Genomic DNA, 23,227 nt, shown 5'->3' on the forward strand with positions numbered 1-23,227 from the left:
TTCTCCTATGGTTTAGATGTTGAGTTCAGTTTTTGGGCTACGAGGTGACCCGACCCGCCGGACAGCCCCGGACCAGGGTGGGTGGAAGCGCCTATGTGCCACAAGCCCCTGATCGGGGTCCTGTGCCCCGCGGCCTGCGGAAAGGGACGCCACAGGAGATTCTGGAAGAGCTCCGCGGAGCCCCCGTAGGGGTCGCCTTTGACAGCGTTGGGGTTCTCCGAAGCCAGGTCAGTGGGTGCCAGGATGTCCCATGCCAAGACAGAGTCCCGCGTTCCGGGTGCGAACTGCTCGAGCCTGGACAGGACACGTTCCATGTACTGTTCCTTCAGTTCCGCTGACCAGCCGTTGTCAACGCTGAGCACCCCGGCGGCATCCCCCTTTGGCGCGAAGGGCACTTCCTGCAGCTGCAGCCAGAGAGTCGCCTTGCCGCTGGGCGCCCTTGACGGATCGAGCACGCACTGCTGCCCCACCACCACCGTCGGCTCCGTCGGCAACAAGCCTGCCTCGGCCTGGGCGCAGGCGATGCCCGTACTGTCGGAGCCGTTGCTCAGGTGCACCAAAGGCACGGTGTTCAGCCTGGCGTCCTGCCAGTTCACGGGCTTGTCCAAGGCTAGGTGGATCTGCATGGCCCCGCGGCCGTTCTGGTACCGGGCGGCCGCCTTGGCCGGACCATCCGGTGCCTGGCTGAGCAGCTGCGAGTACAGTGCCTGCGGAGACACGTTGGCAAGGACGGTGCTGGTCGTCATGTGGCCCCGGGATGTCTTTAGGCCCACAACCCTGTTGGCCTCCACAAGTACTTCGTCCACTTCTGTATCCAGCAGGATTCGCACGCCTTTTTCACGCAGCAGTGACTCGAAGGCAGCAACAAAGTTCGAGGCACCACCTTTGACCACGGGAAGCCCATGCCCGTGCATGCTCAAGGCCATCACCGGAAGCATGACGCCGCCGGTGGCCTGGTCCGGGCCAAGGCCTGCGTGTAGCAGCCAAGGGGACCAGAGCTGGTCTGCCTCCCACCCGTCGAAGCGGCTCCTGAGATAGTTGCGGCCGCTCATCACGGCGTCCCGCACGAAAGACTCCGTGCCCTTGAACCGTTCCCGTTTCAACGCACCGAAGGCGATCTTCGCGACCTGCCTGAAGGATCTGAGCTCCGCGCCGAAGGCACCGAAAATGGTGCCGGCATTGCGGCTGAGGTCTTCCAGCATCGTGAGGTAGGCGCCTTCATCCCCAGGCATTTCCAGAGTCTCTGCGGTAGCCCCCGGGTCACGATAAGCAATGACAACCCGCTGCGCACCGGTCCGGGGGTCTGCAGCCACGCTCGCCGTGACGGCGCCGTCGGTGTTGCAGTACTCCAGCCCTCTGGCATGCAGTTCCTGGCCCAGGGACTGATAGGCGCTTCCCGAGACGAACAGGGGGTGCCAGGAGGAGAAGGTGTCGTGGACAAAACCTGGCAGCGTCCGCTGGGAGGAGTGGATGAACCCTCCCAGCCTGTCCTGCCGTTCGATGAGGCACACGTCCTTCCCTGCGAGGGCAAGCTCGGCTGCCGCCACTAAAGAATTGATCCCTGAACCGATGATCGCTATTTCGCTGGAGTTCATGCAGCGCCACCTCCTATCAGAAGTCCGGATGGTTGGCAGTCGCGTGATATTTTCCGCCCTGGAACACCAGGGGAACCCCGCCGGGGTTTTCGTATTTCTCAACCTCGCCCACGTAGATCACATGGTCACCGGCGTCGTGACGGGATACGGTCCTGCACTGGAACGTGGCCACCGCCCCCTCCAGCAAGGGAACCCCCGCAATTCCTTCGGTGGTTTCGGCTCCGGCGAATTTGTCGGTTGAAGGAGTGGCGAATTGCCGCGACAGCACGTGCTGGTCACTGGCAAGGATGTTGATCGCGAAGTGGGTGGATTCCTCAAAGTCGGTGAGGCTTGGAGCCCGCTTGCTGGGGCACCACAGCACCAGAGGGGGTTCCATCGAGACGGAGGTGAAGGAATTGGCGGTCATGCCCACCTTGCGTCCGTCCGTGGCGAGAGTGGTGACCACGGTGACGCCGGTGGCGAATTGTCCAAGCGCGCCCCTGAAATCCCTGAGGTCAAAGGCGGCTGAATCCTCCGCCTTCTGGGCCTGCACGAAATCTGCGGCTGCCGCGGGGTCGAACCACCATGGATAGAAGGTTCGGGGATCATCAAATCCGGCGGCAATGCTTGACGCCAAAGCAGGATGTGCCGACGCCTCGCTCATTGCCACCCGTTGGTGGTCCCTCCGGGGCTTGAGCATGTCATTTGTCCACGCGACTGCCCATTGGCCCCACCCACGCCAGAACTCATCGAAGGTCCGTTCCATCCACTTCCGGTCGAAAGGCTCCTGCCCCCTGCGAATGATGGAATCGAGGTAGTAGCGGGAAGCCAGGGTGGCATTGTTTGAGCCCTGGCCCGTGAGTGGGTCGTTGAGAAGCACGGCATCTCCGAGGCCGAAAACCAGTCCTCCGCTGGCCAACTCCCCGACGGCCGAACGCACCGTGGGGGTGACGCGCCCCAGGAGGGTTGCGCCGTCGTCCGTCAGGACCGCATTTGCGAAGTTCTTCGCTTCATGGGGAAAGTGCTCCTCCAGGATTTCCAGGGACCGCTGCAGTTGCTCCTCCGGGGTGCTGACGTCGGTCCAGCGGTCCATAGGACCGCCCACGACGCCCTCGAAGACCATCATTTGGCACGGGCCGGAAACCGTCAGTCCGGGGAAGGTGAAGAATTCGCCGACACCGGGCACCATGGCCATGCGAATGCTGTCACCATGCTGCTCGGTCTGTTCTCCAGCCCCAGGCTGCTCCCCGCCCAGGTTGCCCAGCGTGACGTAGTTCAGGGCGAGGACTCGCTGCGGCCGATCGAACGGTGACTTGGCCTTGTCCCTGGGGAAGATCTGCCCGATTTCCCCCTTTCCGGTACTGACGATGACCAGATCGTAATCGCGCGAGAGTTCCTCCAGCATGCGCGGCGTGACCTTCTCGATACGGAAGTCCCCGCCTGAGGCCACGAACGACTCGATCCAGGCGGCGCTCTTGATCCGCTGGTCGATCGAGCGCGCCGGCGCATCCAAAGCCGCCTCCCATTCAATCGAATCCGCCGGACCTTCGCCCTCGACACGAAACCGGATGGAATTGATCTCCGGCACGGTCCCGGTGTCATAGAGGTTTTTTAGTGCCGGGCCCAGTTGTGCTTCCGCCGCGAGGGCGGTGGCAAACATGCACTGGCTGGACATGACCTTGCCTGTCCGGATTTGGGCGGCAGAGCGGTCGGAGAACAGCGTAATCGCGTACCCTTCCCGCTGCAGGCCCAGGGCCAGCTGGGCGCCGGATTCACCGGCTCCGATAATTGCAATCTTTCGCATTTCCAGGCTTTCTTCAAACGAAGTCGTTGGGCAGTGGGGTAGAGAAGTGGCTAGGGAACTTTTGCGAAGTCGACCTTTGCCAGATAGGCGGCAGCCTTGTCCGGGTACATAAACCATTCCTGGAAGTCCGGCGGATTGTTGAATCCGTTCACGAAACGGTTGGCGATTTCCTGTGACTGATTCGCTGCGCCAAGAAGTTCCAGAACGTGCGGCGGGGGCGGTGCCAGGAGGGCGTTTGTCCATTGGGCTACGTGCTGCGCGTAGTTCCAGTAGCTTTCGAAAGTGGCCTGCATGAAGGTGGCGTCGAAGGCGCCGTCGCCGTGCCCCTTGATGCTCTTCAGGTAGGAGGCTGCGCATTTGCTGGCGTTGTTGGATCCCTGACCGGTGATCGGGTCGTTCAGAACAACGACGTCGGCCAGGCCCAGCACCTGCCTGCCGCTGGGCAGCGTGGCGATGGGATGGCGAACCGTTGGTGGGAACCGACCCTGCAAGAAGCCGTTGGGATCGGTAAGCTCGACGCCGGACACACGGTCGGCCTCCCACGGGAGGTACGTGTTAAGGATGTTCTTGGACGTTTCCAGGTGCTCCTGCGGCGTGAGGCCTTTCCAGCAGTCCATGGGTCCGCCGGGAATGCCTTCGAAGACCATGATTTCGCAGGGACCGGTGATTGTCAGCGCGGGGAATGCGAAATACTCTCCGACGCCGGGAATCATGTTGAAGGAAACGGCCGAGTATTCGGCCCTGGGCTTCATTCCGTTCACGTAGGTGAGCGCAAGCGCCCGCTGGGGCGCATCGTATGTGCTTCGCTGAGCGTCCCTGGTGAAGAGTTGTGCGATTTCGCCCTTACCGGCGGCAACAATAACGAGATCGGATGCCCGGGCGTGCCTCTCGAGATCCTCGACTCCCGCGTCCTCAAATATGAGTTCACCGCCTCGTTGGACAAAGGCTTCCATGAACCTGGGGAACTTCACACGCTGGTCAATGGACTTGGCGGGGTTGTCCAGCCGGGAGGCCCAGCTGATGGCCTTCTCCCCCGGAGTCTCAGGGTGCGGAACGGTGAATGAGATCCCGTCGACGGTGGGGGCGTCGGGCCAGAAATCCAGTTCGAGGCTGCGTTCGTGTTCCAGGGCGTCATGGAAAATGCACTGGCTTGAGGAAACCTTGCCCTCCCGGATTTCCTGGGGGGTCCGGTTGGACACCATTGTCACTGCGAACCCGGCGTCCAGCAGTCCGATTCCCAGCTGCAGCCCTGACTGCCCTGCTCCAATGATGGTGATGTGGCGTTGTTGTGTCATGTTGTTGCCCTTGTCCTTAGTTTCTCTCGTGATGCCTGGATGACTGGGGTCCGGTCGCCGCGGCGAACACGGAAGGCGTATCTGGCTCGGTTGGGAACGGGAAATTAGTTGATGGCCGGCATTGGCGCCGCAGTGGTTGGATTTGCTCCCATCCCTGGCGCCGCTCGTGAACCACCTTGACGTTCTTCACGTGAACTCACCTCTCTTCAGCAGCGAGCAGGGGTATGGTTTCTTCGGCGCGTTCGGGGCCCAGGGCGGAATACCCGCCGTCGACCGCCCAGTCAGCGCCGGTGACGAAACTTGCACGGTCACCGGCAAGGAAGGCGACGACGTCGCCGATCTCCTCGGGCCTGCCCACCCTTTTCAGGACGTGGAACGGGGCCGCGACAGCATCCGTTTTGTCGATGTTTCCGTTGCTGAGCGTGTCCATGATGTTGCTCCAGACCCACCCCGGACTCACCGAGTTGACCCTGATGCCATCCGCTGCGAAATCCACTGCCATGCTCCTGGTTAGCTGGACGAGGGCCGCCTTGCTTGCCGGGTAGAGCCATCGCCCCGTCTGGGCTACGGAACTGGAAATGGAAGTGAAGTTGACGATTGCGCCGTGCCGGGAGGCCTTCAGGTAGGGACGCGCCGCTTTGGCGGCCATCACCGCGCTGACGAGGTTGACGTTGAGTGCCTCGAGCCAGTCGCTCCGGCCGGATCCTGCACCGTCGTCCTTATATGTACACGCGAGGTTCACGAGGATGTCGATGCTGCCATGCGAGATGACGGTTTCGTCCATGAGGCGGGACAGTGCCTCGTCATCAGTGATGTCTGTCTGCGCAAAGTGGATGCCGCTGCCGAGCGTGCCAAGTCGGGCGCCTCCTTCCGCGTCAATATCGGCGACCACGACGGCGGCACCCGCGTCGCGCAGCGCCGTCACTACGCCTTGGCCAATCTTTGTAACGCCTCCGGTAACGATCGCGGTCCTGCCTGAGAGTCCGGGCATAGCCAAACCTTTCATAGGTAATAAACGTGATGGTTTGTTGTTAACAACTACTTGGCGGCGGGCTTCGACGCGGGCTTCGGGTGGGTCCGTTCCCACTCCACGCGCCGCTCGTGCACGAGCCTGACGTTCTTCACTTGTGCTCACCCGCTCAGTGGATTTCGTTGTCGCTTCTATATGACGTGCGTCATACTTGTCCTAGAAGTGACTCTATTCACACCCTGAAAACCGGTATATCCACTTGGCGCAGGGCTCATCCAAAAAGCGAAAACCCGGGAAGTCAGGTCCCCAATGGTCAGGATTCTTCCGCGTGACGTCTTGAGGGGCCGCCCCACGGTAGCCACATCCGACGTCGATGACGCGCACGAGAAGATTAGCAACTTGTTCTGCAGCCACGACCTCGTTCCTCAAACGCGTGGGACAACCGTGGACATGAAGCTGCGGTCCCTTCATAGAGGAGACGTCGGCATTGAATACCTCGATTACGGCGCCGAGGTCCGCATCAACCCGCAGGGCCTGGAGAGCTTCCATCTGATCCAGATTCCCCTGACGGGGCACGCCCGCATGGACGTGGGCTCAAGCACTGTCGAATCCAGCCCCAGGATGGCGACGGTTCCGCCCCTCGATCGCCCCTTCTCGATGGTCTGGGAGCGCGGTACACCGCACTTGATCGTCTATGTGCGTCGCCTGGCGCTCGCCGCTGTCGCCGAACAGGTGTATGGCGAGGCCGCAGGCAGGGCCATGGACCTGGGCTACTCAATGAACCTCACCGCTGGGCCCGGGCGTGCTTTCCTGAGATCCGTTGTCGAACTCCACGATGACATGATCCGCCTGCCCCAGGCCTCCGCGCCCGTCTTCGTCCAGCGGCTGCTAGTGGACACCATGATGTCGCGGCTGCTCATGGCTATGGATAAGGCCCCGGCGACGGACACTGAACGCAACCAGGAATCCGAAAGCCGGTTGATCCGGAGGTTCCGCGAGCTCCTTGAGCGGCATGCCACTGAGGATCTTTCCGTGCCTGACATCGCCGAATGCCTGGGCGTTTCGGTTCGCACTCTCCAGACCGCCCTTCGGGCGGAGTGCGGTGCGTCGCCCTCGGAACTCTTGCGCAGGGTTCGCCTTGAGCGGGCCCGCGAAATGCTTCTGGCAGCGGACCCTCGGGAGCAAACGATCATTTCCATAGCTGAACGCTGCGGGTTCTCGCATCAGGGACGCTTCTCGGCGTTGTACCTCGACGCGTTCGGCGAGTTGCCCTCCGAGAGTCTCCGGAGGTAAAACACCGCTAGATGTTACGGCGGCGTGACGATCGTTAGAATCTATCTATGGAGTTCTCTTTACTATCGCAAATAAACCGTGACACTATTGGCGTGACCCACACCACACGCTCTTTGCGAAGAACAAGAGGCATTCATGGCACAGTCATTGCCAACGGCAACCCGTACCGCGGCCCCGCCCGCCTGGAAGGGACACTCCGTCCTTCTTCTCTGTTTCCTCACCATCGTCTTTGACGGATACGACCTCGTTATATACGGCTCGACCATTCCTTCCATCCTGAAGTACCAGGAGTGGGGGCTGACGACTGCCGAGGCTGGGATGATCGGCAGCCTCGCCCTGGTGGGGATGCTGCTCGGGACTATGTCTGTCGGGATGCTCACTGACCGGCTGGGCCGGCGTCGCATCATGCTGGCGAGCATCACGATGTTCTCCATCTGCATGCTGCTGACCGCGTTTGCCCCTTCTGCCGAGATCTTCGGCGGGCTGCGCTTCCTGACGGGACTTGGCCTGGGCGGCGTGGTAGCCACCTGCATTGCCCTGACCGTCGAGTACGCCCGCAAGGAACGGCGTCAGATAGCTAACGCCCTCATGTTCAGCGGCTATTCGGTGGGTGGCGTGGGAGCCTCCCTGCTGGCGATCAACCTACTCCAGCACGTCGAATTCCGCTGGTTGTATGCGATCGGGGCCCTGCCGCTGGTAACCCTCCTGCCGGTGGCATGGAAGCTGCTCCCGGAGTCAGTGGCATATCTCGCCCGCACCGGACGCACTGCGGAAGCGGAGGCTACGGCTGAACGGTTTGGCCTGATCTATTCGGACATTGTTTCCACTGAGGACAAGGGTTCGGCGCATGCCGCCGGAAAATCCAGCCTGAGAACCATCTTCACGCGCAAATTCCTGCTTTCCACCATCCTTTTCGCCTTGGCCAACTTCTGCGGCTTGCTGCTGGTTTACGGGCTGAACACGTGGCTGCCGCAGATCATGCGACAGGCGGGATACAACCTCGGCGACTCACTGACATTCCTCCTTGTGCTCAATGCAGGCGCGATAATAGGCTCCATCAGCGCCTCCATGGTTGCGGACCGGATAGGCATCAAAAAGGTGGTCACGGCCTCCTTCCTCCTCGCCTTCTTTGCCATCCTGATGTTGACTCTGCAGCTGCCTCTGGCCCTGCTGCTGGTCATCGTTGCTTTCGCCGGCCTCGGTTCGGTGGGAACCCAAATTCTGGTGGGCGGTTACTGCGCAACCCACTACCCACAATCATTGAGTGCAACAGCTCTGAGCTGGTCGTTGGGCGTCGGCAGGATCGGCGCGATCTGCGGCCCAATTATCGGCGGCGCGGTGGCCAGCCTGGCTTTCGGCTGGCAAATGAACTTCTACATGTTCGCGATTTTTGCGGTCGTTGGCGCCGTCGTTGTCTTCGCCGTGCCACGAAGGCTTCACCCCTAACCCGCCTTTGGACGGCGTCAGATCTGCAGCTCAGTCTCGGGTCTGACGCCGTCGCCGGCACTTCCCGTAGCTATCAGCCGGGCGGCCGCGCCGAGGTGGCCGACGATCTGGCGCGCGTTCGTTGCGGGGCGTAGATTCAATCAATCCAACGCGATGACGAAGTGGCGATCTTCAAAGGGGAGCCAAGAATGGCCGGATGGAATGCGGACAATGCAGCCGGTCCCACTGGACTGGGTGCGGTAACACTAGTGGAGGGATCGTCCTTCTGCATTTCACTGCAGAACGGGGACATCTTCGCTCACCACCCCCATGGGGTTTTCCATCGGGACACGAGAATCCTTTCCCGCTGGTGCCTCACCGTCAACGGTCAGGAGCTGGAGCCCCTAGGTGCGTGGACTCCTTCTCCATTTCGGGCGACCTACGTTGGCCGGGCCGTGCGTGCGGACGGCCGGGCGGACAGCCCGCTGACGGTTGTCCGCCGTCGCGAGTTGGGGGCCGGAATCCTGGAGGACATCGCTATCCACAATTACTCCCAACAGCCGGCTGCCTGTGACATCGCGCTCTCCGTGGATGCTGATTTCGCTGATCTCTTTGAAGTAAAGGATGGGCGATTTCATCGGCAGTGGGAACAGACACGTCGGCCTGAGGACGGGGCGTTGAGGATTGAGGCCGTCTGGCAGGGGATGAGGAAAGACGTCATCGTGCGGGCAGCTGGCGGTGACGTCAGCACCGATGGTCTCCTGTTCCACGCGATTATTCCTGCTCAGGGACAGTGGAGTGTCCGGGCGACAGTAGTGCCTGAATTGGGGGACGTCGCGGAAGGACTGCCGTTCCAGCCGGCTGCGGATACCGTTTCGCCCCAGGACAGGCGGCAGCAGGCGTGGGTAGCGACTATTCCTGTGTTGAGTTTGGGCAATCCGGCTGTGGAGCGAACGATGCTTCGTAGCCATGCCGATCTCGGCGCCCTGCGAATTGTTGACCCGGACCATCCCGACCGCATGGTCGCCGCTGCGGGTGCGCCCTGGTTTATGGCGCTGTTCGGTCGGGACTCGTTGCTGTCCTCTTCCATGATTCTGCCGCTTGACGCGTCGCTGGCACTCGGAACGCTGCAGACCTTGGCCGACCGACAGGGCTCGGTGGAGGACATCCTGACGGAAGAGCAACCGGGGCGGATCCTGCACGAGGTGCGGTTTGGCGTCGGCACGGGTCTGGCACTTGGCGGCAAGTCCGCCTACTACGGCAGCGTCGACGCCACGCCCCTGTTCGTGGCCCTGCTGGGCGAAGTCTCCCGCTGGGGAGTCCCCGCGAAGGACATCGCGGCGCTGCTTCCCCACGCGGACCGCGCCCTGGACTGGATCCGGGACTACGGTGACCGTGATGGTGACGGCTTCGTCGAGTATGAGCGCCTCAACGATCAGGGCCTCATCAACCAAGGCTGGAAGGACTCGTGGGATGGAATCAATTTTGCCGACGGCCGCCTGGCGGAGGCGCCCATCGCGCTCTGCGAGGTGCAGGGTTATGTTTACAGCGCCTACATCGCCCGCGCTTGGATGGCCCACGACGCCGGCGACAAGCCCCTTGCGGCCGAACTTCAGGACCGCGCTGCACGATTAAAGAAGCGGTTCAACGAGGTGTTCTGGCTGCCGGACCGCGGGTACTACGCCATCGCGCTTGACCGGGACAAACGGCCGGTCGATGCCTGCGCGTCGAATATGGGCCACTGCTTGTGGTCCGGCATTGTCGACGTGGACAAGGCTCGCCTGGTGGCCGACCGGCTCATGTCTCCGGAGATGTTCAGCGGTTGGGGCGTTCGCACCCTGGCGATGGACATGGGTGCGTACAATCCGGTCAGCTACCACAACGGTTCGGTATGGCCACATGACAATGCGCTCATAGTTGCCGGCCTGATGCGCTACGGATTTGTGAAGGAAGCCCAGACCCTGTCCTCAGCACTGTTAGAGGCCTCCGAATATACGGACAACAGGCTTCCGGAGCTGTTCTGCGGGTTTAGCCGCGCCCAGTTCCCTGAGCCGCTCCCCTACCCTACGGCCTGCTCTCCGCAGGCGTGGGCGTCTGCGGCCCCGGTTATGTTGCTCCGGAGCCTTTTGCGCTACGAGGCCCATGTCTCCCTGGGCGGGCTTTGGATGGACCCGGTGTTGCCGGAATCGTGGGGAGCCATGCATGCTTCAAACGTGCCGGTGGGTGCGGCAAGGGTCACCGTGGATATCTCCGGGACGCAGGCGGCAGTGGAGGGATTACCGGAAGGTATGGTGTTCCACAGGGGAACCCGTCCTCCGCTGACCGACTTTGCGGAGCTGGAGATCCTTCGCCGAAACGCGGCGCCCAGGCCCGACGGGTAGCCGCCGCGGCCAACGGTCGGCGGGCTACCCCCAAGTTCCCTGAGAACCCAAGGTGACCCGCCGCCGTCGTACGAGGAAGACGCCATGGCGCCGCCCGCCAAACCCCGGTTCCTATGTTCGGTGTGCGGAGAGTTGGGCGACCTGGGCGGGTTGGAGGGGTCGCGTCGCGTGGCCGTGGAGGAGAAAGAACAGTCGTGCTGTTTCTTCTACTTCCTCAACAGCGTCCACTGCCTGTGCGAGGGAAGGCGCGGAAACGATCGGCCCGTGGTTCGCCAGCAGCAGGGCACGGCTCGTTGCTGCGGCTTTTTGGGCCGTCTCGGCCAAGCCTTGGTCTCCGGGTGCGAAATATGGCAACCGGACCAGCCGTCCCACCCTCATCACAAAGTAGGCCGTCAAGGGTGGCAGAACGTCATCGTCGTCGAGCTCGTCCAGGCATGAAAGGGCGGTGGCGTAGGTGGAATGCAGATGGACGGCGGCATGGTCCTGCGGCCTCGCCCGGTACATCGCCAGGTGAAGGAATGCCTCTTTGGACGGGCGGGCTCCGGACAGGTGTTCACCGGTGTCGGAGACCATGGCCAGATCGTCTGTCCTGAGTTCACCCAGGGAGGCGTTGGTTGGGGTGACCAGCATTCCGCCCCCCACCCGTGCGCTGAGGTTTCCGGATGTTCCTCTGGTTAGTCCTCTTTGGTGCAGGGACCTGGCCAGTCGGACGAGCTCGTTGCGGCTATCCATGTCGGTCACCGGTTGTGGTCCCATGCGTCAAGGAAGAGTCCCGGCATTCCGAGGTTTCCGGATTTGAGCAGGATGGACAGCCCGGGGTCAGTTTCCGTGTTCAGCCATGGCACGCCGGGAGAGACTTCCTTGCCGACACGGGCTGTGGTGATGCCGAGCCTGCGGACAACAGCACCGGAGGTTTCTCCGCCGGCGACGATAAGTTGACGGCAGCCTAAGCCGACGAGCCCTTCGGCGATCGTAGAAAGACTGTCTTCGGTTATTTCCGCGGCCCGGGCCTGACCGAGTTCCCTCTGGCCTCTCGAGACGTCCTGCGGGGAGGCGGTGGAGTGGATCAGGATCGGTCCGTCCGCAAGGTTTTCCCGCGCGAACAGCAGCGCTTCGGTAACGACGTCGTGTCCTTCTGCGATGGCGACAGGGTCCACCAGGAAGCAGGGGCGGAACTGCCGGAACGTGTCGATCTGGACGTTCGTCATCTCCGAGCAGCTGCCGGCGACGACGGCGGCCGGGCCCGTTGGCCTCGCGGCGCTCGCCGATTCTGCGTGGACGCGGAACCCGCGGGCAGCCGCCAGCCCACCGACCAGTCCCGATCCGCCGGTGACAAGCGGGTGATCGAGCACCGCAGCCCCCAGCACTGCCAGGTGGCTGTCAGTAAGAGTGTCAACGACGGCGTACCCGGTACCTTGGCCGCTCAAGGTCTGGAAGCGGGACTGAACTGTGGGGGCACCGGCTTCTATTGCGCTGGTGCCGATGTGGCCCACGAGGTTTTTGGTTTGGGCCTGGAGCAGCCTTGGCACGCTCGAATCGGTCATCGGGGTCAGCGGGTGGTTCCGCATGGATGATTCCTGCAGGAGATCCGTGCCGGCGAACAGCACACCGTTGTACACGGTCCGCCGCAGTGCCGGGGTACCCGGAGCGACGACTGTGATCTGGCCGGACGGGACGAACTCTTTGCGCAGGGCGTCGGCCACCGGGCCGATGTTGCCTTCCGGGGTTGAATCGAACGTGGAGCAGTATTTGAAGTAGAGCTGCTGGACGCCTCGGGACTTGAGGGCGCGTGCCGCCGCCAGGGACTCTTCTACAGCCTCGGCGGCCGGCACGCTGCGGGTCTTCAGGGAAACGACTACGCAGTCAACGTCGTGCAGCTGCATCGACGGGTCGGGGATGCCGAAGGTCTGCACTACCCGCATCCCTGCGCCCACCAAAGTGCCGGCCACGTCGGAGGCTCCCGTGAAGTCGTCGGCGATGACTCCCAGCCATGGGACATTCGCTGTCATTTGAGTGTTTGACATGGTCGGATCCTTCTCGGGTAGTGACGTGGTCTATGAGTCTTTGGAAGGGAAAACAGTGCTGAGCTGGGTCATCCCGGAGTCGGGGGAAGCAAGGACGGTAGGTCCTCCCGACTGGTCCTGGGTGTGCTCAATAACCGGGGCCATGGAGGCCTGGGCGAGAACGACGACGTCGCACTCCGCTGCCAGTTCCGAGAAAGCGGCGAGCACCAACCTGTCATGCATCGCCCGGTCACCAGCGCGCAGGGCGGAGAAAGCGCCGTCGACTATTCTGGCGGTGATGGTGGGCGTTTTGTCCTGCCTTTTGGCTGTGTCTTGGACGAGCCGGGTGGTTGGGCCAAGGGTCGCAGACAGGGTCGCGAGCACCCCGATCCGGTCTCCGAATGCAACGGCGAGCTCCGCCATCGGAGTATCGATGCGCAGGACAGGGATGGAGACGAAGTCCGCGGCGGCGGTTGCCGCTTCGCCGATGGAGGAGCAGCTGACGAACAATGCCTGGGCACCTGATTCCTCGGCGTACCGGGCATAGTTGACCAGCCGCCGTCGAACATGTCCTGGCGTTGTTCCGTGGGCAACGGTGTCCTGGAGCAGTGACTCGTCCACGTAGTGCAGGACACGGAGGCCGGGAACCGTGCCCGCGGCCAGGGTTTCCATGCCCGTTACCAAGCCAGGGACCGTATGCAGCATTGCGAGGAACGGAGTGTGGCTCGTGTCCTGGGCTGCCACCGCAAGGGGATCGAGGGTGTTCAAGGGTGAGTTCATGATCATCTTTTCCGTCGTTTGGAGCGGCTGATGAAGCTGCCGGATCGTGCGGGAGTAGATGGGCCGATAGGCCTCCCCGAGGGCTCGGTCGTTATCCAGGAATTAGTCATGGTGGGGCCATTCCCTTGTTGAACGCCGTTGTCCCGATCGCTGGTTGCCCCTGAAGGGCACCACCGTTGGCTTGCTTCCAGTCAGACCAGCGTACGAGACAAGAAGATGCTGATTAACGGCCCACGAGAGAATGCATTGTTTCCCAAGACGATAGAAGCAGGCTTCGCCGGTGCTGCCTCACTGAAGGTCATCGCCCGCAGCACGAAGTCATCCAAGGTCAGGCCGACAATCTGCCCTGCAGCACGAGGCCACGCGCCAGGACGTCGCTAAGAACCTATCCTCGCCGCCAGGCCCTGCCGCAGGTGCTCCATAACCTCGGTGATACGGCGCGGTGTCCTAGTCGTCGCGGGGTAGAGAGCGTAAATGTCGGCGCTGGGCGTTGGGACTTCCGGGAGGACCTGCTGAAGTACGCCCTGCTGGATCAGTGGGTTGATATGCCACGTGGATCGCATGATCAAGCCGAGGCCCTGGATGCACCAGTCGGTCACCACATCCCCGTCATCGCTGATCATGCTGCCTCTGACATCGACGTATTCATGCCCCTTCTCGCCAAAGCGCCACAGCGAGTAATCGGCGTTGTTTTCACGCAGGACAATGCAGTTGTGCCGTTCCAAGTCCCTAATGGTCCGTAGCGGCGGGGCACTGTCAATGTAACCGGGCGCCGCGCACACAATCCTCCGATTCCGCGCCAGGAGTTTTGCCTTGAGCCTGGAGTCGGACAATCCTCCGACCCGGATGGCGATGTCGAAACTCGTACCCGAGATGTTTAGAGGCAGCGGTGAAAGCTCCAGGTCTATTTGGATCAACGGGTGCTGCTGAACGAACTCCCCCAGCAGCGGTGCAATGTGCTTACGGCCGATCCCCAGGCTCGAATGCACACTAATACGTCCTTTGAGGTCTCCATGCTGGACGGACAGTGCGTCTTCGAGATCAGTTTTCTGCTGGAGGATGGCCAAGGCACCTGTCGCATAGCGCTGCCCCTCTTCGGTGAGGGTCAACTGGCGGGTGCTGCGTCGGACCAGTGGGACCCCCAGTCGCGCCTCAAGCGCGGCCAGGCGTTTGCTCACCGCTGACACCGACTTTCCCCAGTTCCTGGCCGCTTCAGTAAGGCTCTGGGAACGGGAAACCTGTTCAAAGAACTCCAAGTCATCGATCGATGTAAGGTCCATCTCCTGCTTCTTTCGTTTTTGGAAACAATGCATTGTCTCATGGGCTCTTAATCAGCATCTTCTTGTGTCGTACGCTGAACTGACTGGAAGCACAGCCGACGGTAGGGCCCTTCAGAGGCAGACCCGGGATCGGGACACCGGCTTGCAATAAGGGAAAGCAAGGTAGAAGCATGACTGCACTCGAGACGGACGTTGTCATCGTCGGAGTTGGCTCGGTAGGAAGCATGGCGAGTTGGCAGCTCGCCTCCCATGGCCAGCGGGTCATTGGAGTAGACAGGTTTTCGATCCCCGGCCCCTTCTCTGCCTACGCCGGCGAATCGCGCCTTTTCCGCAAGGTGTACGCGGAAGGCGGGCATTACACACCTCTATTGCAGCGGTCACAGGATCTGTGGCGTGATCTTGAGAAGATCAGCGGAACCTCGCTGCTCAACACTACGGGCGCTGTCACGATTTATGACGAGCACAATCCGCGGTTGGCATCGCTCCTTGCAGCGGGGAAAGACCATGGCCTCGACTACGAGCTTCTCCGGGGAGACGAGGCCAGGGCAAAGTATCCCGAACATGTGATCAGGGACACGGATGTCACAATCTTTGATCCACAGGGAGGCTATCTGAAGTCTGAGAGGGCCGTGACAGCGGCCCTGGCCGAGGCCACCCGGCTTGGCGCTCAATTCCTAGGAAACCGGAAAGCGCACAGCGTTGAGCCGTACGGTGACCGGTACATCGTGCGGACCGATCAGGAAGAAATCATCGCCTCACGTGTGATCATCTCGCAGGGCAATGGTGCGGGAGCAGTGTGCAACCAACTCGGTGTTCACCTTTCAGTCCTGCCGCAGATCCTGACATGGTTCCCCGCTGCGGATCCAGCAGCATTCTGCAGGGAAGACATGCCCGTCTTCCTCAGGAGGGCGGAGGAAGACGGAAGGACGGACAAAGCCCAGTTGTACGGGTTCCCTAGCGCTGACGGTTGGACCGTAAAAGTCGTTGCGAGCATCTTTTTGGACGAGGTTGAGTCCATGGAGAGGCCCCCTACTTGGGATCCTAAGCATTTGGACACCATCCGGGCATGGGTCCGCGAATTCATTCCTGGACTGATTCCGGAACCGGTGCGGGTTGCCACGTGCGCGGACGGTCATTTACCTGATGCGACCGCGATGTTTGGCACAGTGCCCGGACTGGAAGGCGTCGTCGTGGCGGCCGGCTTCTCCGGCCACGGCTTCAAGATGGCATCTGCACTGGGAGCTATTGCCGCCGACCTCCTGCTGGACGGAACAACGGCCACCGACGTTAGCTTCATGAACCCAGCACGGTTCCTCGGACCCGATACGCGACTCACATCACTGGTTCTGAGCTAGGAGCAGTATCAATCGTTCAACAAGAAGGTGATCCACTACCTGTCGCCAATTGTCGAAATATACAACCCGCAACAAAATACAAACCAACTAGGAACGGATTAATCATGGCAGACACGAACTTCCGGCCGAAGTACATCTCTTATGATGTCTACGGCACGCTGATCAACTTCAACATTTATCCCACCACCCAGCGCCTGCTCGATGGCCGCATCCCAGACGAGCAGTGGTTGGCCTTTAAGAAGGTTTTCCGTGCATACCGGTTCGACGAGGTCAATGGCGACTACAAGCCCTACGAGCAGATCCTTCAGGATGCCTTTGACCGCGCATGCAAGCGGTTTGGCATTGGGCCGACTCCCGGTGCCGGCGCAGAACTCGCTGAGGCTGTACGCAACGCCGTTGCCCACGAGGACGTGCCGGCTGCGCTGAAGCTCCAGGGGGACAACTACAAGCTGGTGGCTCTGTCCAACGCTGACGACAGCTTCCTGGACATCAGCATTCCCAAGCTTGGCGCAGAGTGGCACGCCGTGTTTACCGCTGAGCAGGCCGGGGCCTACAAGCCGCGTCTCCAGGCGTTTGAGTACATGCTGGACACCCTGAACGCCGAGCCTGAGGACTTCCTGCATGTCTCCTCGCACCCACTGTACGACCACATCCCGATGTACAGCCTGGGTTTCCGAGACCTTGTAATGCTGGACCGTGGCGCTGAACCCTTCGCCGATGGCTACAACATCACCACCGTGAAGTCCCTGGACGAGCTGAACAAGCACCTCGGCCTCTAAACCCAGTCCAAGACCTGTTTATGAAAGTGAGACGGACTCGCTAGATAAGAGCCTAAGCTGCAAGGGCCTGAGCACGGTATTAGACCGGGCTCAGGCCCTTTAGCTTTGTTGGGCTTCCCGATGGTGGTGTCCGAATGCCTTTCTCAAACCAAGCTACGGCGGCTCGGCGCAGATCCTCGGCTAACGACATACGTGCATGCATAAAAATGCTCCCCGGAAGTCGAAACTGAATTTGTCAGTCCAACTTCCGGGGAGCAGTTCGCCGGCGCACAGAGAGTTTTACCTGCTAGGTTCCGCCTTGTTGGTTTCCGCCGATTATTCGGTAGTGGCGGGAACATCCGCCACAACCCACATCTTGCGGAGCGTTTCGTGGATGGTCCAGTGACCCTCCCAGCCCGCGGGGGTCACGAACAGGGTACCGGGTCCGATATCGAAGCTGTTGCCGTCCGGCTCGGTAATTGTTCCGCGCCCGCTCAGGATCTGGCAGATCTCGTCGTAACCGGGACGCGTGCTCTTGAACTCTCCGGGAGTGACCTCCCAGATACCGGTCTTCAGGCCGTCCCTGTTCCAAAGGCGGAAGGACGCTTCGGTCTGCCCGGCCTGAATCGCGGTTTCCTTAGGGTTGTGCTCCCCCGGGCTTGCGGTGGTTGCATCGCTCATGACGGTCGCCTTGACCATAGTTGCTCCTTCTTGGGCTGCGCCCTGTACGTACTTGTCTGCCTCATTGGATGACACTTTCCCATCGTACCTATTGTCAACAATTGACGATAGACTGGGCGTGGAAGTTTTCCAGCGGTGGCTGCCCCGGACGACGTACCGTCTTTCCGGACCCAATGATGGCGAGGGCAGAGGCCCCGGCCACCGAGGCAATCCACAGAAAGGCACAAAAATGCGACAGAGCCGTCGTGTATCCATGTGGACGTCCCTTCAGCGCGGAGACGTCATCATTCTTTGTCGGCAGGGCGTCGAATGCTACAAGGGTTCCATCGATGAGCGGACTGAGGATGGTCGGACGATTTGGGTGACAGACCAGATCGGAGACCGTCGCCTGTTCCATGTCGAGGATGACTACGACCTGCTGATTTCCGGCAATGTCTACGCCTACTAGGAAGACTATGGGAATACGTCGGTCCAAAACCCTCTGCGGAACATCAGGCCTGGGAGCGGGGCAATGCTGAGTCTGATCTTGCTCATCACGGCAGGGCTTCTAACCAGCTCAAGCGCTGTCGCGCAACTGCCGTCGCCAGCACCACGTGAATGCCGCCGGAGGCAGCTCAAAGGCAACTTCCCATTGCAGATTTCCTCGGGAATCCTTGCCTTGGGCGCCGTTCTGCTGGCTGTCAATATTCAACTGGGAACGATCCAATGACCGAACCAACACCCGGTAATCCCATTGCTCCGACCGGGGACAGACGCCCGCCGTCGCCGGCCGGCGTCCCATCACGGACAGCGGCGGCGGTGGTCTTCCACGACCCCCTCTCGGGTTCGCTGCCCGAGGGGCAAGCAGTGCGCTCCTACCGTCCCCTCGAGTCTTCTCATCGATCGTCCACATCCAATGACTTCGGACCAAAACGCCTGGAGAACAGCAGGCTGGCCGCGCGGGCCGATGAGATCCAAGCGGTTGCCCGGGAACTACAGCTCCTGGCTCAGCGCCGAGGAAAGTCGTGAACCCCGCCGGTCTCCCGTGGGCAACCCGCACGAAGGGTCTGGTCGGTTCGATCATCGATTCGAGCACGTCCCTGCTGCAGCGGCAGACGCACGATATCGTCAGCTTCGCCATGGGGAGTCCCGCTGCTGAAGCAGTTCCTTCCGAGGCTTTCCGCGAGATCTACAGTTCCGTTCTCGCCGATGCCGGGGCTGCAGCCTTTGGCTATGGAGCCACCGAGGGCCAAACCGCGCTCCGAGATGAACTCGTTGCATTCCTGGATTCGACTCCCGAGCGTACGTCGGCCGAGCGGCTGCTCATCACGACTGGAGGAATGCAGGGGTTGGACCTTGCGGGCAAGCTCTTTGTTGACCCGGGAGACCTTGTGATCGTCGAGGCCCCGACCTACACCAACGGGAGCGCCACCCTCCTTGCTTATGGTGCGGACATCCTGGAGGCACCGATCGACGACGACGGACTCATGGTTGAAGCGTTGCCTGAGCTGGTTCAAAGAGCCGGGCGCATCCCCAAAGCTATTTACGTCATTCCGAATTTCCAGAACCCTACCGGGACGGCAATGTCTCTCGAACGCCGCCACCTCTTACTCGCCCTGGCCAGGGAATGGGGAAGCATCATCATCGATGACGACCCCTATGGAATGCTGCGTTTCGACGGCGATCACATCCCGGGATTCCGCGAGCTGGGCGGGGGGGGACCCGCTCGTGTTCTCCGTACGCACTTTTTCCAAGATCCTCGCTCCAGGGCTGCGTATCGGCTGGGTGGACGCCGATCCCGCCATCGTGGCGAAACTCATTGATGCAAAACAGACGATGGACACCTGCACCAATGTGCCCAATCAACTCGTGTCGGCCGAGTTCCTTCGCCGCGGTGAACTCGAGCCACACCTGGAGCGGCTCCGCAGCGAATATCACATACGGATGCGGGCGATGCAGACGTCGCTGGAGCGCCACTTCAGCGGGCAGGCGACATGGACTAATCCCCAGGGTGGATTCTTCCTGTGGCTCACATTCGGCGAACACGTCAACACCTCAAAGCTCTTTGACTTGGGCATCCGGAACGGTGTGGCATTTATCCCCGGTCACGCGTTTTTTGTGACTGGACAGTTCGGCAACGCTGTGCGGCTGTGCTTTGCCTCGCAAACCCCTGAGCGGACGGAGCTCGGCATTGCTCGGCTCGCGGAGACACTCAGGGCCCTCTGAACAGTAGACCTGCCGGCCACACTCCCGGACCTGGAATTTTGGGGTCCGATATCGGGCGCCGTATCAGGAGTCGCGCTGTTTACGCGCCGCTTCCGGTCGAACCCAGGGTTTGAAGAACTCCTCGGATGGCATCAACGTCGCCAACCGCCGGCTGGCGGAGCCCCCTATCGCGCTCTGCGCCGTATAGAGGCGTACGTCTACGACGCCTATACGGGGCGCGCCTGGATAGAACCCCGAAGAACTATCCGCCGAACGGATACTTGCTATCAAGAACTTCGCCTTCCTCAAATACTTGCCGTGAGTCACAGTTGTCTCAGACCTGCAGCAACGAGTAGCGCAGCCAGTATCCAGAAGGAATTCAACGTGGAGACTCCCCTCTCACATCTTGCCCACCTCGAGATCACCACCCCGGCCGTCGAAGCGTCGGCTCGGTTCTACGAGGAAAAGTTCGGCATGCGCATCATTGACCGGGTGGACGGCAACGTCTACCTGCGCTGCTGGGGTGACTACTACCGCTACAGCCTGGTCGTCACCGAAGGACCGGAAGCGGCCCTGGGCCGGATGGCCTGGCGCACCAACTCCCAGGCGGCCCTCGAAGCCGCTGCCGCCCGGGTAGAGGCAACCGGTGTCCAGGGCTCCTGGACCGCCGGCGGTCACGGCTACGGCAAGTCCTATGAATTCACCGGCCCCTACGGCCATCCGATGCGCCTCTTTTACGACCTGGAGAAGTTCGTGGCCGAACCCGGCTTCGAGTCCACGTACCCGGACCGTCCGGAGCGCCGCAGCAGCCACGCGGCCGCGCCCCGTTTCCTGGACCACATCACCGTGGCCTGCTCCGATGTCCGCGGCTTCGCCACGTGGTACAACGAGGCCCTGGGCTTCCGCGTGATGGCGTTCGTTGACCTCGACGAAGCACCCATCACCGTCTTCTCGGTGCTGACCACCAACGAAAAATCCCACGACCTGGGCGTTGTCCTGGACACCTCCAGCCGCGCCGGCCGCGTCAACCACATCGCCTTCTGGGTGGACGCCACCGAGGACCTGCTCCGCACCGCGGACGTCATGATGGAAAACGGCACCCCGATGGAATACGGCCCCTCCATCCACGGCGTGGGCGAGCAGAACTTTCTCTACTTCCGCGACCCTTCGGGACTCCGCGTGGAGCTCAACTCCGGCGGCTACCGCAACTACGTCCCGGACTGGGATGCCAACACCTGGAAGCCGTCGCTAGGCTCCAACAACTTCTACAAGAACGGCGCCATGCCGCACTCCATGACCGAATCGTTCCCAACGGCCGAAGGCTTCACCGCCACCGAAGAAGGAGCATCGCCGGAGATGAAGGAAGCCCTCCTGAACCCGTACGCCAAGCAGGGCCGGGGCTAAGGGTCATGACTGAGGCTATGTATTCCCTCATCCGCTTCCAGGAGCCGGGCGCCGGCAAGGCCCGCGTGGGCCTTCTGGTCCGCGGCCGGGTCCTGCCGCTGGACGGCGACATCAACTCCCTGATCGAGCACTGGGCAACCACCGAAGGCCAGCTGGACGCCCTGGCAACCTCCGCCGGCCAGGAGGCCGGCCTGGCCCTGGCCGCCGTCGAAGTCCTTGCACCGGTGGAGCCGGTCCAGGTCCTGCAGACCGGCGCGAACTACCGCAAGCACGTGATCGACCTCGCCGCAGCCCACCGCGAACCGGGCCAGGACGAAGACGAGGTGCGCGCCAAGACGGCGGCCATGATGGACAAACGGGCCGGCCAGGGCACGCCGTACTTCTTCATCGGGCTCCCGACGGCGATCGCGTCTGCCACTGACGACCTCACCCTGCCCTCCTACTCCAAGTCCCACGACTGGGAATTGGAACTGGCGGCCGTCGTCGGCAGGACGGCGTTCCGGGTCACCCCCGAGGAAGCTCTGGACTACGTCTTCGGCTACACCATGGTCAACGACATCACTACCCGCGAGTACGTCTTCCGCAAGGACATGCCCGCGATCGGCTCGGACTGGTACCGCGCAAAGAACGCCCCTGGCTTCCTGCCCACCGGTCCGCTGCTGGTGCCCGCCAAGTTCTTCGGCGACCCGCAGGACGTGCAGGTGACCCTGAAGCTCAACGGCAAGGCCATGCAGGACGAGTCCACGCAGGACATGATCTTCGGCGTGGCCAAGCTGGTCAGCGAGGCCTCCCAGATTATGCCCCTGGGCCCCGGTGATCTGGTCCTGACCGGAAGCCCCGCCGGCAACGGCCAGCACTGGGGCCGGCTGCTGCAGGACGGCGACGTCATGGAAGGCACCATCACCGGCCTGGGCACCCAGCTGATCCACTGCCAGGACGAGGTCCAGTGACTTCGCACGACACAGCACCCATCACCGGCACCGGAGAATCAATGGACTCCCCGGTGATCCGGCGTGCGGACCCGCTCGGCAGCATCCGCTCCATGGCCGCAGCCCACAACAACTGGGGCCGCTGGGGGAACGATGACGTCCTGGGAACCCTGAACTTCATTGACGCCGCCAAGCGCATCGAAGCCGCGGCCCTGGTGAAGACGGGTGAGGCGTTCTCGCTCTCCCAGCCATTCGACACCAACGGCCCGCAGAAGGGCTGGCGCCGCCGCACCAACCCCGTCCACACCATGACTGACACCGGCGTGGACGCCGAACGCGGCAACCAGGGCTTCCCGCACGGTTTCGGCGGCGCGGACGACGTCATTGCCATGCCGCTGCAGTGCTCCACCCAGTGGGACGGCCTGGGCCACATCTTCGACCAAGGCAAGGCCTGGAACGGCCGGGCCGCGGGCGACGTGGTCACCTCCGAAGGCGACCTGGTCACCGGCATCGAAACCGCCGCGGCCAAGATCGTCACCCGCGGCGTGCTGCTCGACGTCGGCCGGGCGCTCGGCCCGGAACTCGGCAGGAACGACGGCGAACTGCCGGACGGATTCGCCATCACGCCCGCACACCTCGAGCGGACCGTCGAACTGCAGGGACCCAGCTCGAAGGTGGGCCGGGGCGACATCGTGGTGATCCGCACCGGACAGCACACCCGCGTCCGCCGCGACGGCTGGGGCGACTACGCCGGAGGATCCGCCCCGGGCCTGTCCTTCAGCACCGCACCGTGGCTGCACAACAGCGAAATCGCGGGGATCGCCACCGACACGTGGGGTTTCGAAGTACGTCCCAACGAGTTTGACGGCGCCTTTCAGCCCCTCCACCAGATCGCCATCCCCAACCTGGGGCTGTTCCTGGGCGAGATGTGGGATCCGGACGGACTGGCGGAAGCGTGTGCAGCGGACGGCAGGTACGACTTCCTGCTCACCGCGGCACCGCTTCCCATCACCGGCGCCGTCGGCTCACCGGTCAACCCGATCGCCGTTCGGTAGCTTTCAGTCGCACAGCAACAAAAGTCAGTAACGCCGTCAATACAAAGGAGTCAGCG

20 protein-coding genes are annotated in these 23,227 nt (G+C 62.1%); 11 read left to right on the forward strand and 9 right to left on the reverse strand.

All coding sequences use genetic code 11. The annotated features are described in order from the left end of the window. Positions 1-5: 5 nt before the first annotated feature. The 4 genes from AB0N24_RS15460 to AB0N24_RS15475 all read right to left on the reverse strand — a co-directional run bounded on the left by AB0N24_RS15460 (position 6) and on the right by AB0N24_RS15475 (position 5,664). Positions 6-1,595, reverse strand: a complete 1,590-nt coding sequence (locus AB0N24_RS15460; protein ID WP_364125900.1) for an NAD(P)/FAD-dependent oxidoreductase — start codon at positions 1,593-1,595, stop codon at positions 6-8. Positions 1,596-1,611: 16 nt separating this feature from the next. Further along, positions 1,612-3,378: a flavin reductase gene (locus AB0N24_RS15465; RefSeq protein WP_364125902.1), complete on the reverse strand. Its 1,767-nt coding sequence runs from the start codon at positions 3,376-3,378 to the stop codon at positions 1,612-1,614. Positions 3,379-3,428: 50 nt separating this feature from the next. Then, positions 3,429-4,673 (reverse strand): styrene monooxygenase/indole monooxygenase family protein, encoded by a 1,245-nt coding sequence (locus tag AB0N24_RS15470; protein ID WP_364125904.1) that lies wholly within the window; start codon positions 4,671-4,673, stop codon positions 3,429-3,431. Between the two features lie 196 nt (positions 4,674-4,869). Next, positions 4,870-5,664, reverse strand: coding sequence for an SDR family oxidoreductase (locus AB0N24_RS15475; protein WP_364125907.1), 795 nt, complete (start codon positions 5,662-5,664; stop codon positions 4,870-4,872). A gap of 288 nt (positions 5,665-5,952) precedes the next feature. Here AB0N24_RS15475 and AB0N24_RS15480 point away from each other — a divergent pair, with 288 nt between their 5' ends. From AB0N24_RS15480 to AB0N24_RS15490, 3 genes are all read left to right on the forward strand, one after another. Further along, entirely contained in the window at positions 5,953-6,936 is a 984-nt protein-coding gene (locus AB0N24_RS15480) for an AraC family transcriptional regulator (RefSeq protein ID WP_364125909.1), read from the forward strand. A gap of 135 nt (positions 6,937-7,071) precedes the next feature. After that, a complete protein-coding gene (locus AB0N24_RS15485; protein ID WP_364125912.1) occupies positions 7,072-8,382 on the forward strand; it encodes an aromatic acid/H+ symport family MFS transporter in 1,311 nt (436 codons plus the stop codon). Between the two features lie 188 nt (positions 8,383-8,570). After that, entirely contained in the window at positions 8,571-10,742 is a 2,172-nt protein-coding gene (locus tag AB0N24_RS15490) for a glycogen debranching N-terminal domain-containing protein (RefSeq protein ID WP_364125915.1), read from the forward strand. A gap of 111 nt (positions 10,743-10,853) precedes the next feature. Here the strand turns inward: AB0N24_RS15490 and otnC are convergent, their stop codons facing one another. The 4 genes from otnC to AB0N24_RS15510 form a co-directional block, all read right to left on the reverse strand. Beyond that, positions 10,854-11,498, reverse strand: a complete 645-nt coding sequence (otnC, locus tag AB0N24_RS15495; protein WP_364125918.1) for a 3-oxo-tetronate 4-phosphate decarboxylase — start codon at positions 11,496-11,498, stop codon at positions 10,854-10,856. Then, entirely contained in the window at positions 11,480-12,766 is a 1,287-nt protein-coding gene (gene otnK, locus AB0N24_RS15500; RefSeq protein ID WP_364125921.1) for a 3-oxo-tetronate kinase, read from the reverse strand. Before otnK ends, otnC begins: the two co-directional genes overlap by 19 nt. 30 nt (positions 12,767-12,796) lie before the next feature. Further along, complete coding sequence (locus tag AB0N24_RS15505) at positions 12,797-13,525, reverse strand: aspartate/glutamate racemase family protein (protein ID WP_364125923.1); 729 nt, start codon at positions 13,523-13,525, stop codon at positions 12,797-12,799. Between the two features lie 377 nt (positions 13,526-13,902). After that, entirely contained in the window at positions 13,903-14,805 is a 903-nt protein-coding gene (locus AB0N24_RS15510) for a LysR substrate-binding domain-containing protein (protein WP_364125926.1), read from the reverse strand. A gap of 170 nt (positions 14,806-14,975) precedes the next feature. Here AB0N24_RS15510 and solA point away from each other — a divergent pair, with 170 nt between their 5' ends. Then, a complete protein-coding gene (solA, locus tag AB0N24_RS15515; protein ID WP_364125929.1) occupies positions 14,976-16,160 on the forward strand; it encodes an N-methyl-L-tryptophan oxidase in 1,185 nt (394 codons plus the stop codon). Positions 16,161-16,264: 104 nt separating this feature from the next. After that, positions 16,265-16,939: a haloacid dehalogenase type II gene (locus tag AB0N24_RS15520; protein ID WP_364125931.1), complete on the forward strand. Its 675-nt coding sequence runs from the start codon at positions 16,265-16,267 to the stop codon at positions 16,937-16,939. A gap of 315 nt (positions 16,940-17,254) precedes the next feature. Here the strand turns inward: AB0N24_RS15520 and AB0N24_RS15525 are convergent, their stop codons facing one another. Then, positions 17,255-17,599, reverse strand: a complete 345-nt coding sequence (locus tag AB0N24_RS15525; protein ID WP_364125934.1) for a cupin domain-containing protein — start codon at positions 17,597-17,599, stop codon at positions 17,255-17,257. Positions 17,600-17,828: 229 nt separating this feature from the next. On the opposite strand from AB0N24_RS15525, the gene AB0N24_RS15530 reads away from it, so the two are divergent. From AB0N24_RS15530 to AB0N24_RS15555, 6 genes are all read left to right on the forward strand, one after another. Then, complete coding sequence (locus AB0N24_RS15530) at positions 17,829-18,047, forward strand: hypothetical protein (RefSeq protein WP_364125936.1); 219 nt, start codon at positions 17,829-17,831, stop codon at positions 18,045-18,047. 556 nt (positions 18,048-18,603) lie between these two features. Next, positions 18,604-19,401 carry a PLP-dependent aminotransferase family protein gene (locus AB0N24_RS15535; RefSeq protein ID WP_364125939.1) on the forward strand — a complete coding sequence of 266 codons (798 nt, stop codon included), beginning with the start codon at positions 18,604-18,606 and terminating at the stop codon, positions 19,399-19,401. Continuing rightward, positions 19,307-19,804, forward strand: a complete 498-nt coding sequence (locus tag AB0N24_RS15540; RefSeq protein ID WP_364125942.1) for a PLP-dependent aminotransferase family protein — start codon at positions 19,307-19,309, stop codon at positions 19,802-19,804. Before AB0N24_RS15535 ends, AB0N24_RS15540 begins: the two co-directional genes overlap by 95 nt. A 363-nt stretch (positions 19,805-20,167) precedes the next feature. Further along, positions 20,168-21,187, forward strand: coding sequence for a VOC family protein (locus AB0N24_RS15545; protein ID WP_364125945.1), 1,020 nt, complete (start codon positions 20,168-20,170; stop codon positions 21,185-21,187). Between the two features lie 5 nt (positions 21,188-21,192). Further along, complete coding sequence (locus AB0N24_RS15550) at positions 21,193-22,137, forward strand: fumarylacetoacetate hydrolase family protein (RefSeq protein WP_364125948.1); 945 nt, start codon at positions 21,193-21,195, stop codon at positions 22,135-22,137. Next, complete coding sequence (locus AB0N24_RS15555; RefSeq protein WP_364125951.1) at positions 22,134-23,171, forward strand: cyclase family protein; 1,038 nt, start codon at positions 22,134-22,136, stop codon at positions 23,169-23,171. Before AB0N24_RS15550 ends, AB0N24_RS15555 begins: the two co-directional genes overlap by 4 nt. Positions 23,172-23,227 lie beyond the last annotated feature (56 nt).

The sequence above is a fragment of the Arthrobacter sp. NPDC093128 genome, from assembly GCF_040683875.1.
Classification (GTDB): domain Bacteria; phylum Actinomycetota; class Actinomycetes; order Actinomycetales; family Micrococcaceae; genus Arthrobacter.

Excerpts from the sequence above, each read along its gene's own strand:
- AB0N24_RS15475 (WP_364125907.1), bottom strand. The coding sequence starts at position 5,664 with ATGCCCGGACTCTCAGGCAGGACCGCGATCGTTACCGGAGGCGTTACA.
- otnC (WP_364125918.1), bottom strand. The coding sequence starts at position 11,498 with ATGGGACCACAACCGGTGACCGACATGGATAGCCGCAACGAGCTCGTC.
- AB0N24_RS15505 (WP_364125923.1), bottom strand. The coding sequence starts at position 13,525 with ATGAACTCACCCTTGAACACCCTCGATCCCCTTGCGGTGGCAGCCCAG.
- AB0N24_RS15470 (WP_364125904.1), bottom strand. The coding sequence starts at position 4,673 with ATGACACAACAACGCCACATCACCATCATTGGAGCAGGGCAGTCAGGG.
- AB0N24_RS15530 (WP_364125936.1), top strand. The coding sequence starts at position 17,829 with ATGCGACAGAGCCGTCGTGTATCCATGTGGACGTCCCTTCAGCGCGGA.
- AB0N24_RS15525 (WP_364125934.1), bottom strand. The coding sequence starts at position 17,599 with ATGAGCGATGCAACCACCGCAAGCCCGGGGGAGCACAACCCTAAGGAA.
- otnK (WP_364125921.1), bottom strand. The coding sequence starts at position 12,766 with ATGTCAAACACTCAAATGACAGCGAATGTCCCATGGCTGGGAGTCATC.
- AB0N24_RS15550 (WP_364125948.1), top strand. The coding sequence starts at position 21,193 with ATGACTGAGGCTATGTATTCCCTCATCCGCTTCCAGGAGCCGGGCGCC.
- AB0N24_RS15485 (WP_364125912.1), top strand. The coding sequence starts at position 7,072 with ATGGCACAGTCATTGCCAACGGCAACCCGTACCGCGGCCCCGCCCGCC.
- AB0N24_RS15490 (WP_364125915.1), top strand. The coding sequence starts at position 8,571 with ATGGCCGGATGGAATGCGGACAATGCAGCCGGTCCCACTGGACTGGGT.
- AB0N24_RS15480 (WP_364125909.1), top strand. The coding sequence starts at position 5,953 with ATGGTCAGGATTCTTCCGCGTGACGTCTTGAGGGGCCGCCCCACGGTA.
- AB0N24_RS15520 (WP_364125931.1), top strand. The coding sequence starts at position 16,265 with ATGGCAGACACGAACTTCCGGCCGAAGTACATCTCTTATGATGTCTAC.
- AB0N24_RS15465 (WP_364125902.1), bottom strand. The coding sequence starts at position 3,378 with ATGCGAAAGATTGCAATTATCGGAGCCGGTGAATCCGGCGCCCAGCTG.
- solA (WP_364125929.1), top strand. The coding sequence starts at position 14,976 with ATGACTGCACTCGAGACGGACGTTGTCATCGTCGGAGTTGGCTCGGTA.
- AB0N24_RS15510 (WP_364125926.1), bottom strand. The coding sequence starts at position 14,805 with ATGGACCTTACATCGATCGATGACTTGGAGTTCTTTGAACAGGTTTCC.
- AB0N24_RS15460 (WP_364125900.1), bottom strand. The coding sequence starts at position 1,595 with ATGAACTCCAGCGAAATAGCGATCATCGGTTCAGGGATCAATTCTTTA.